At 54.5% G+C, this 8,271-nt stretch carries 18 protein-coding genes; 8 read left to right on the top strand and 10 right to left on the bottom strand.

Going from position 1 to position 8,271, the window contains the following annotated elements:
- From AAC083_RS22580 to AAC083_RS22550, 7 genes are all read left to right on the top strand, one after another.
- The coding region (locus AAC083_RS22580; RefSeq protein WP_219927928.1) for a hypothetical protein at positions 1 to 225 on the top strand (225 nt) is incomplete at its 5' end.
- 73 nt (positions 226 to 298) lie between these two features.
- Positions 299 to 925, top strand: a complete 627-nt coding sequence (locus AAC083_RS22575; protein ID WP_108537772.1) for a hypothetical protein — start codon at positions 299 to 301, stop codon at positions 923 to 925.
- On the top strand, positions 922 to 1,158 hold the full coding sequence (locus AAC083_RS22570; RefSeq protein ID WP_258224835.1) for a hypothetical protein: 237 nt from the start codon (positions 922 to 924) through the stop codon (positions 1,156 to 1,158). The genes AAC083_RS22575 and AAC083_RS22570 overlap by 4 nt, the downstream gene beginning before the upstream one ends.
- Positions 1,155 to 1,415, top strand: coding sequence for a hypothetical protein (locus AAC083_RS22565; RefSeq protein ID WP_108537771.1), 261 nt, complete (start codon positions 1,155 to 1,157; stop codon positions 1,413 to 1,415). The genes AAC083_RS22570 and AAC083_RS22565 overlap by 4 nt, the downstream gene beginning before the upstream one ends.
- A 231-nt stretch (positions 1,416 to 1,646) precedes the next feature.
- Positions 1,647 to 1,901: a hypothetical protein gene (locus tag AAC083_RS22560; RefSeq protein ID WP_108537770.1), complete on the top strand. Its 255-nt coding sequence runs from the start codon at positions 1,647 to 1,649 to the stop codon at positions 1,899 to 1,901.
- Positions 1,902 to 2,101: 200 nt separating this feature from the next.
- Entirely contained in the window at positions 2,102 to 2,383 is a 282-nt protein-coding gene (locus AAC083_RS22555; protein ID WP_058407292.1) for a type II toxin-antitoxin system RelE/ParE family toxin, read from the top strand.
- Positions 2,384 to 2,394: 11 nt separating this feature from the next.
- Positions 2,395 to 2,700: a HigA family addiction module antitoxin gene (locus AAC083_RS22550; protein ID WP_108537769.1), complete on the top strand. Its 306-nt coding sequence runs from the start codon at positions 2,395 to 2,397 to the stop codon at positions 2,698 to 2,700.
- 180 nt (positions 2,701 to 2,880) lie between these two features.
- On the opposite strand, the gene AAC083_RS22545 is transcribed toward AAC083_RS22550, so the two are convergent.
- The 10 genes from AAC083_RS22545 to AAC083_RS22500 form a co-directional block, all read right to left on the bottom strand.
- Positions 2,881 to 3,537 (bottom strand): hypothetical protein, encoded by a 657-nt coding sequence (locus AAC083_RS22545; RefSeq protein WP_146181771.1) that lies wholly within the window; start codon positions 3,535 to 3,537, stop codon positions 2,881 to 2,883.
- Between the two features lie 225 nt (positions 3,538 to 3,762).
- Positions 3,763 to 3,969 (bottom strand): hypothetical protein, encoded by a 207-nt coding sequence (locus AAC083_RS22540; RefSeq protein WP_108537767.1) that lies wholly within the window; start codon positions 3,967 to 3,969, stop codon positions 3,763 to 3,765.
- Positions 3,970 to 3,981: 12 nt separating this feature from the next.
- Positions 3,982 to 4,170 (bottom strand): hypothetical protein, encoded by a 189-nt coding sequence (locus AAC083_RS22535; protein WP_108537766.1) that lies wholly within the window; start codon positions 4,168 to 4,170, stop codon positions 3,982 to 3,984.
- A 14-nt stretch (positions 4,171 to 4,184) separates the two neighbouring features.
- A complete protein-coding gene (locus AAC083_RS22530; protein WP_108537765.1) occupies positions 4,185 to 4,406 on the bottom strand; it encodes a DUF551 domain-containing protein in 222 nt (73 codons plus the stop codon).
- Between the two features lie 14 nt (positions 4,407 to 4,420).
- Positions 4,421 to 4,738: a hypothetical protein gene (locus tag AAC083_RS22525; protein ID WP_108537764.1), complete on the bottom strand. Its 318-nt coding sequence runs from the start codon at positions 4,736 to 4,738 to the stop codon at positions 4,421 to 4,423.
- 23 nt (positions 4,739 to 4,761) lie between these two features.
- On the bottom strand, positions 4,762 to 4,908 hold the full coding sequence (locus tag AAC083_RS22520; protein ID WP_181364864.1) for a hypothetical protein: 147 nt from the start codon (positions 4,906 to 4,908) through the stop codon (positions 4,762 to 4,764).
- Positions 4,909 to 4,958: 50 nt separating this feature from the next.
- Entirely contained in the window at positions 4,959 to 5,237 is a 279-nt protein-coding gene (locus tag AAC083_RS22515; RefSeq protein WP_108537763.1) for a hypothetical protein, read from the bottom strand.
- 345 nt (positions 5,238 to 5,582) lie between these two features.
- On the bottom strand, positions 5,583 to 5,822 hold the full coding sequence (locus AAC083_RS22510) for a hypothetical protein (protein ID WP_258224834.1): 240 nt from the start codon (positions 5,820 to 5,822) through the stop codon (positions 5,583 to 5,585).
- Between the two features lie 139 nt (positions 5,823 to 5,961).
- The gene (locus tag AAC083_RS22505; RefSeq protein ID WP_108537762.1) at positions 5,962 to 6,375 is read right to left on the bottom strand and encodes a type II toxin-antitoxin system HicB family antitoxin; all 414 of its coding nucleotides are present in this window, start codon (positions 6,373 to 6,375) and stop codon (positions 5,962 to 5,964) included.
- Positions 6,376 to 6,425: 50 nt separating this feature from the next.
- The gene (locus AAC083_RS22500; RefSeq protein ID WP_108537761.1) at positions 6,426 to 6,602 is read right to left on the bottom strand and encodes a type II toxin-antitoxin system HicA family toxin; all 177 of its coding nucleotides are present in this window, start codon (positions 6,600 to 6,602) and stop codon (positions 6,426 to 6,428) included.
- A gap of 988 nt (positions 6,603 to 7,590) precedes the next feature.
- Between AAC083_RS22500 and AAC083_RS22495 the strand changes: the two genes are divergently transcribed.
- Positions 7,591 to 8,211, top strand: a complete 621-nt coding sequence (locus tag AAC083_RS22495; protein WP_108537760.1) for a tetratricopeptide repeat protein — start codon at positions 7,591 to 7,593, stop codon at positions 8,209 to 8,211.
- Positions 8,212 to 8,271: the final 60 nt, after the last annotated feature.

The raw sequence follows: 8,271 nt of genomic DNA, 5'->3' as shown, positions 1-8,271 counted from the left end.
ACAGTAAGCCGCGAGCACTACGATACGAGCCCCGCCTTGTGCGGGGCTTTTCATTTTGGGTCAGCGGTCAACGCCCGCCCCCCATCCGACCCCATCGAGGGGGCCGGGATCCTCACCGATTGCAGCACTGCAAACTGCCCCACTGACCCCGCGCCCAGGCCCGCCCTGCTCGCTGTTCTGATCGCCCAGGTCGGCGGCGCCCCCCAGCTGGGGGCCACGCCTTGACAAAAAGGGCACAAAAGGGCACAAAGGGGCACAAGGTGGCATCGTGCGACCTCATATGAATCAGGAGAGAACAATGGAAAGGTTGCAATATTTGGTGGCATGTTTCGTGGTGGTAGTGATCCTGACGGTCTTGGGGTCGTGGCTCGAAAGGCGAAAGGAGGAAGGGCGCGAGCAAGGCCCGCAGGTGGCGAAGGTGTACTTGAATGGCATCGAGATCGGCTGCGTCCCGGTGGCGCAGCACAAGATCATGTTGGCGGACGCCCGCCGCCGCCCCTCTCTGTACGTTCGCCAAGCCATTAACACCGGGTTGGTGGCGTTGAACCTGCTGGCGCGGATCCTGCGTTACATGACCGCCACCTGGTTGATGATGTTCCTGGTCGCCACCCTCGCGTTCCCGCAGGCGCTGGGCGAGTGGTTGCAGGGTGTGATGGCAGGTCTGGCCCAAGCCAATGCCGCCGAGTTGGGCCGGGGCCTGCAGGTCTGGATTTTTTGCAGCTTTTTGTTCGCGGCGCTGGCGCTGTTGATCGAGTTCGTGATGGTAGCGGGCCCCGACTGGTACGGGCGGCGAAATGTGTTTGAGGAAGAAGTGAGTTTCCAGCTGCGGCGTGAGCTGGAAGCCCCCGCCCGTGGCAAGGTGCATGTGTTGTACTGGCCGGTAGACACACAGGGCGAGTCGCTGGCCCAGGATGCCCAAGCATGAGCGAACAACTGCTGCAGCAGGAGCTGGCAGCACTGATCGCCCGCCACGGGTTGAAACATGCCAGGGTGGCTGAGTTGATCTGCGCCAATGCAGACAGATCCTGTTCGGTGCGGGCGATCAAGACATGGCTGACGGATCCAGAAAAAACGAGCGCTCGCACTTGTCCAAAGTGGGCGCTGATTGCCCTGCGCCGAGGGCTGGGTTATCCCGATCCAGAGAAACCCACGATATGAAGCTCTTTTCATCAAGACGGGAATGGTTGACTCAAGAAAGCATCGAGGCAGATTTTACGCACTACGCGCTGATGTTTGGCGTGGTGCCGATCTATTACAACGTCCACACCGGCACCTACTGTGTTCGTAGGTGGTGGCCGCGAGCGTACTGTGAGTTGGTGATCAATCTGGTCGCCCTGTTTTGGCTGCCTGTTCGCGTGATCTACCCTTCTTATCAGCCGAAGTTCTGGATCCGGTTAGGCAAACCCACGCGATAGGCCCATCGCTGTCTTGCAATCCCTGACGATGCCCCGCCCTGTGCGGGGCTTTTCTTTCTTGGTCAGCAGCCAAAGTGCCAGGGAAAACCGCCGAGGTTCGGCTCGCACGGTGGTGCGCAGGCGTGAGTGCTGTGATAGGCTATGTTTAGCTGTGTTTTTATACAGTTCAATAGGTGAAACGAGATTGGTCGTGACGGGCTGGCGGCCGAGAATGATATGAGGTGTGGGGGAATGACGGAGATGATAGACGCACTTAGGCAGGCGGGTTCGACGGAAGTGCTGATCTTGATTGGGGTTGGGGTGGCGGTCTGGGCTCTGGAGGTGTTGAAAGGAAAAAACTACAGGTACAGGTTCCGGTTTTCGCTCTTGCAGGTGGTGGTGGTTATCGGTGGCCTGCTGCTGATCAGTGGGCAGTGGAAGGCCGCGACGACGCCTAGTAACGACGGCGTGACATGGATAAAAGAGGCCGGAGAGTACGGCCTGTAACGATAGTGCCAAAATCATGGCCTGATGACTATCCGACCTTCGTGCAGGAAACCGGCTTGCCATTGCTGGCGGGGTTGCCGATCACCGGATCAAACTAGAGATCGGGACGTGCAATGCCCCTGAGTCCACTTGCCAAGTGTATCGCGTTGCGATACACTTAAGTCCTGTTAACGCGGATCGAGAGAAGGCATCACGTTGCCATGATTGTGAGTTTCAAACACAAAGGTCTCGAGCTGTTTTACACCACCGGGACCACCAGAGGCATACAGGCAGAGCATACAGCCAAGCTGCGGCGGATCCTGGCCCTGCTAGATGTGGCCACCGCTCCGGCAGACGTGGACTTGCCTGGCTATCGATTGCATGAGCTCAAGGGGAAGCTCAAAGGCTACTGGTCCATCACCGTCAACGGTAACTGGCGAGTGACGTTCAGATTCCTCAATAGCCGCGATGTTGAGCTCGTAAACTACCTAGATTACCACTAAGGAGCACAGAGATGATGCACAATCCTCCCCATCCTGGCGAACTGCTGGGCGAAGACGTGATCAAGGCGTTGGGACTGAAGGTGGCCGAGGCGGCTAGGCGGTTGGGGGTGTCGCGGGTGTCGTTGTCGCGGGTGGTGAATGGTCACGCGGCGATCAGCCCGGAGCTGGCCAACCGGCTGGAGCTGGCGGGAGCCGGTACGGCGCGAGCCTGGCTGGCGATGCAGAACAATTATGATCTGGCGACCGTGCGGCAACAGCCCAGTCCGCCGGTGAGTGCGTTGAAGATGCCACCTTGCGACCCCAAGCACCCCGCCTGAGCGGGGTTTTTTATGTGCGCTTGTTCAGGTGACACCGCAGCGGGTGAACTGCCGCGCTATCGCTTGCCTGCTGGCTCGCTCGGTGTGGCGAACAGATGCCACCCCTCGGAGCCCAGCCGTTACTGGCGGTAGTGATCATCAATACCCTGTTTTGATTGTTCAGCAAGCTATTTTGACCGGTCAGGTGCATAGCAGGTCATGCTGTGGCTGGTAAACGTTCACTGGAGGGTAGAACACCGCATGGTGGAACGTTGCGCATTGCTGCCAGTTTGAGCGGGCGATTGACACTAGCTCTTTTGTCAGAGAGATGAGATCCCCCTTGCCGATGCGACTTAGCATTTCCCTCATCGAGATCTTTAGCAAAGTACGCTCCACCAGGAGAATAAGCCGCAGGGCAGGATGACACGGGGTTTCGGAATATGAGCCGATGTACCAGCCTTTTTTTGTTAGCTGCTTGGACAGGTAACCAAGCTTGAACGGGGTTTTAATTTTGACTGGTTTTCCTACATGGGAGCCAACCATTTCAATTTGAGTGATCAGATCTCGAATGGCCGCTTTGGATGGTATAAATGCGGGAATATTTTTTTTACCACTCATCAGGTGCGGGTGAATATTGCCACGGGGATCGAGCCACCAGGATAATGCCGGATCCAGATTGCTTAGTGCCACTCTGGCACCCGAATGCATAACCCCGATTGAGACATAATGGACGAATCCGATGATGCAAAGACAGCCAATAAAGAAACCACTGTCATCCCCCAGGCTATCGTGCATTTTCACTCCGACCATGGTGAGCAATGATAAGGGGATCAGGGGATATGCAGAGGATGGGCTCATCAGCCAAATCCTCATGGGGGAGGAATCAGGGGCTATGCGAGCGTGGTTACTCAGAAAATGCAGCCAGTAAATGGCCGCACTTGTCATGAAGAAAGTTAAAGCCAAGTGCATAATGAAACTCCGCTATTTCTAATGTCCATCGTGAGACGATCCTATTGCTGCCGATACTGACGTCGGCGCCCGTTCGGCTGGCGCCGACGTCAGTGTCGGAATGCCGTTTTTTCCCTAACCATTCTTGGCCGCATAAGCTGCCTTTGATAGCGCCACGGCTCGTTCCCAGGCATCGACGTAATCTATGCCCATAAATGCCTCTATGGCGTCAGCCAGCGGATCCAGGCCGTCACACAAATGGCACTCCTGTTCCTGCCCATCAAGCAGGCATACAAGCACATATCTGTGCTGGGCATTCACACTGAGTTGCAGTGACTTCATGCGTTTTTTCCCTCAACTTTGCAGCGGTTGCTGCTTGGGTTCGATTGTCACCACCCCGAGATCACACTCGAACTGGATGGTTTGGCCGTGGTCTGATGCGACCCAGCACATCACCCTAGCCATGCAGCCAAGCGCCTCGTTTGTGCCAAGGCTGGCGACTGCGGCCCCGATTTGCTCGGCAAACTCTCGATTGTAAGCCATGCCGTTTTCCTCTATCAACCAGCACTATTGGCTGGGGTTGGTAACGGCATCCAGTGATCGCCGACATTGAGCGGCACGCCGTCATAGTTATCGCCAACGTCCTGCCAGAAATCCGATACATCATCGTAGTCCCTGTAGAATGTTTGCCTCTGAACAACCCCGGTCCAATCACACAACAGCACAGGCTCACCCAATTTCGGTAGCTCGTCCTTTACGCTGACCCAGTTCATTTCCATCGCCAGTTTTTCCCTCAACTTTGGGGCTTGTCTTTGGCCCGCATCGAATATTGCTCTATGAGCCCTTCCACAACATTCACGCCAAAATATTCGTGTGACTCAACCCCTACCTCGGCTAAGTGTAAGACCAGCATCACGGCCTCTTTGAGGCGCCCGTCGATCTCACCGCCCAGGTACGCCATGCAAAAACGCATATCAACCAGGAACGAACTGTTATAGAGGTTTGCGATCAACCGAGCGTATTGCTCTTTACGCTTAGCCGTCGCCAGCAGGTGGTCCAACGCCTCGATTTGGGCATCGGTCAGCGTGATATTCCGAAATGACTTGATCATGATTTTTTTCCTCTATCCATTTATTATTTGAATTTCACAGCTAACCAAATAGTACCCAATGCAATAGAACCGACAAAAAAAACTGGCGAATTAACAGAACCATTCAAATACATACCGAACCCACCGCCCATGAGCAAGAAAGTTCCAGCACAAAGAATTTTTGTATTCATACACATCCTTTTTTCCTCGAATAAGGGGGCCATTTCTGGCCCCATCCGGTTTACTCTTCAAACGCCTCTTGGCGCTCACGCTCAACCAGGGCAGAGTGCAGGTTTTCCACTTCCTCCTGGTAGTCATCATCCACACCAAGGGAAGCCAGGGCGGCACCATCTTCCAGCGCATTGCGCACATCAGACAAGGCATCGCAAGACAGGGCATAGGAGCCGGTCACCTTCTCCGCTTTCAGGTCATCCAACAGATCCTTGAGGTCGCTGGTGATGGTGAAGCCTGCAGGGGCAGAAGCGGAAACAGTAATCAAGCCATTCACGAATACATACATGTCGGTATCTCCTTGTTGAACCGGCTACCTGTTCGGTAGCTAACGGGGCCATCCCCGTCTCGATGAATCAAATATAGTCTCACCGTGAGACTATGGCAAGCCTTTTCTGTATCACTGTGAGACTTTTTGATGGCGGAAGAAGATCCATCAGCTCACACTGATTTGCTATCGGGGCGGGGATGACAGAACTCCCATTAGCATAGCGAAATGCGCTTGCCCTCGAGCACCCTAGCACAGTACCAGCCTGTTCAGGTGTAAGCTTGTGCCGCTGGCACCATTCAACAAAGTCATTTTCACTCACGCTATAGCACCACTCGTAAAAGTCTCATTGTGAGATTTTACACGTTACAGCGCGATAGAGAAGGCTTTTTGAATGACGGCTTGATCAACGTCCAGGTATGGCCACACATGATCCGCCTCCGCATGGCCAAGCAGCAGCTGCACAAGCTCAACCTTACCGGTCGTGGCCAGCACCTTGGCCGCCAGCGTTCGGCGGCCTGTTATCGAGGCAACACGGATCACATGGCGAAGCTGTCCAGGGCGTAGGGCGGTGGCATGGCTGGCGGGTTTTGGATGGTAGTACATGGGGGATCTCTCTGTTTAGCACGGGCTTGCGGCGGTGAACCGAGAGAGAAGGAGACGGGCCTCCTGGTGATCATACCAGCAGACCCTGAGCGGTGTTCAAGGAAAGTTGGGCGCAACAAAAAAGGGGGCCGCAGCCCCCTTAGCGGATCACCAGTTCGAGCCGGTGGCCAAGCGCCGACACGGCGGCGGCCAGCTGGTCGATCTTGGTGACGTGGTGCAGGTCCGTCAGCCGCTGCACGTTCTGGCGGGGTATGCCGAGACGGCGGCCCAGCTCAGCCTGGTTGACGCTCGACTCGCACATGGCGTTGAGCAGCAGCACCTTGGCCCAGAGGCTCGGCGGCACGGTCACCACCTCCTGCCCATCGGCCGGGGCAGACGGCAGGGGAACCGGGCGGCTGTCCTCGAAGTAGAACTCAAAGGCGGTGACCAGGGCATCCAGCGCCTCGGCCAGGGCCTCCTCGCGGGTATCTCCACCGGTCAGGGCTTCCGGTACATCCTGGAAGCGCGCCATCCAGCTATCACCATCACGCTCGATTGTTACGGGGTAGTGCATAGTTTCTTGCGGTTGGCTGCGAGTATCCCGCCCCTGTCGGGGCGGGCGGGTTATTTGATGCCGAGTTGCTTGAGGATGGTCTTTCTCAACCCCTCCCCCAGCTCCTTGCTGGGGTGCCTTGGCATCGTTGACTGGCGTCCTTGGTAGTAGAGTTTCAGGTGGTTAGTGCCTTGCCTGATTTCTACCCCTTGCGACTCCAGCCATCGCCGGAACTCGCTTTGCTTCACCGCACCTCCTTTGTCTGTTGCGATAGGACTAATGTAATCATTTTTGATTACCCTTGCAAGACGTTTTGTAATCTTTTTTGATTACGTCAGGCTAAGTAAGGCAGCTACAGCCGATCATCATTGAAAGTTCGGGGGGCACAGTTATCCACAATTTCGGTGCAAAAGTGCCCCAATTAGCTGTGCATGGATACCGACATATCGGGGCCGACAACTGCCGCGCTATCGCTTGCCTGCTGGCTTGTTCGTCGCAGCGAAAAGATGCCGCTCCTCAAAGCCCAGCCGTTACGATCTGATCAGTTTCGGGATGTGGATATATAGATGAAAAACATGTTGAACCTTACCAGTGGTAAGGTATAATTGAGGCATGTTCAGTAACGCAGTGCCCCTCAAGAGGTTGTTAAAAAGGCATGGGATGAAGGTGCTGATGCTTATCTCGGTAAAGAGTGGGTGGGTTCAACAGAGGTATAAGCACCATGGCTTGTGAAAATCACGACAAGAAAGAAGCGGAGGGGGCAGTAAAGAGCTGCCCGCATTGCGGAAAGGCAGGGCTAGATTTCGACATGCCTGGAGCGCCAAAACCATGCCGGTCGCCAGTGGTTTACGACTCCGGCGTGGGGGGATGGGTCTGCAACTACAGGCCTAGGAATGAAATTGCAGTACTGCAATCATCGGAGGAGTGAGGATAGGAAGTGGAAAGAGAAACCCCCTGCTGTAACAGGGGGCGACACGTAACCCCATACCAAGGAGCAAACATGACAACGCATATTAACAATATTAGGGGGACTCGTCTAATTGATGTTCCTCATATGCCCGCCGAACAAGCTATCAAGTTGCTTATGCAAAAATCAGTGTGGGTGAGGGAGGCTGTGGTGAAGCACTGCTATCGTCATATATCACTGCATAAAGTCAGTCATAACTAAATTAGCGGAAATTTAAGTGGGCGGGAATGATTTACTCGCCTACTTAATATATTAGGAATCAGGAGGGTATGATGGTGATAAAACCTAACGAATCTATTGCTCGAGAATTACAGGCTGATGAGCAATGTGGGATAGATATTATTTATGAACAGGGTCTGGCCGCCATACCTGATTATGATAAGGCCATTGCTTTGTTCGGTTTGGCTGCAGAGCAAGGTTGCGCTGAAGCGCAGACTTGTCTCGGGGTCATGTATGAGAATGGGCTTGGTGTGAAAATAGATCATGTGAAAGCGGAAGCCTGGTACATGAAAGCTGCCGAACAAGGACAAGTGGATGCACAACTTGCTCTCGGCGTGTTATTCGCAACAGGACAAGGAGTGATAAGGGATCATGATAAAGCGGTAGCTTGGTACATGAAAGCTGCCGAACAAGGACAAGTGGATGCCCAGTTCAACCTGGGGGTGTTGTTGTCCACAGGGGATGGCGCACGGCGGGATTATTGTCAGGCTGTAACCTGGTTCCGTAACGCGGCAGCACAAGGGGATGCTGGGGCGCAGTATAACCTGGGTGTAATGCTTGCTACAGGGCAAGGAATTGAGAGGGATGAAGATCGCGCTGTTACTTGGCTTAAAAAGGCAGCAGCTCAAGGGCACTATGATGCACAGAGAGTGCTTTCTTATTGGGGGTAAAGGGGGAAATACCGGTCTGTATTGTCAGGGATTTAAATCGAAAAAAACATAGCTTGATGC

This window comes from Aeromonas sp. HMWF014, from assembly GCF_963878295.1.
Taxonomy (GTDB): Bacteria; Pseudomonadota; Gammaproteobacteria; order Enterobacterales; family Aeromonadaceae; genus Aeromonas; species Aeromonas popoffii.
Note: the sequence above shows the minus strand (reverse complement) of the source record. Positions and strands in the feature narration are given on the sequence as shown.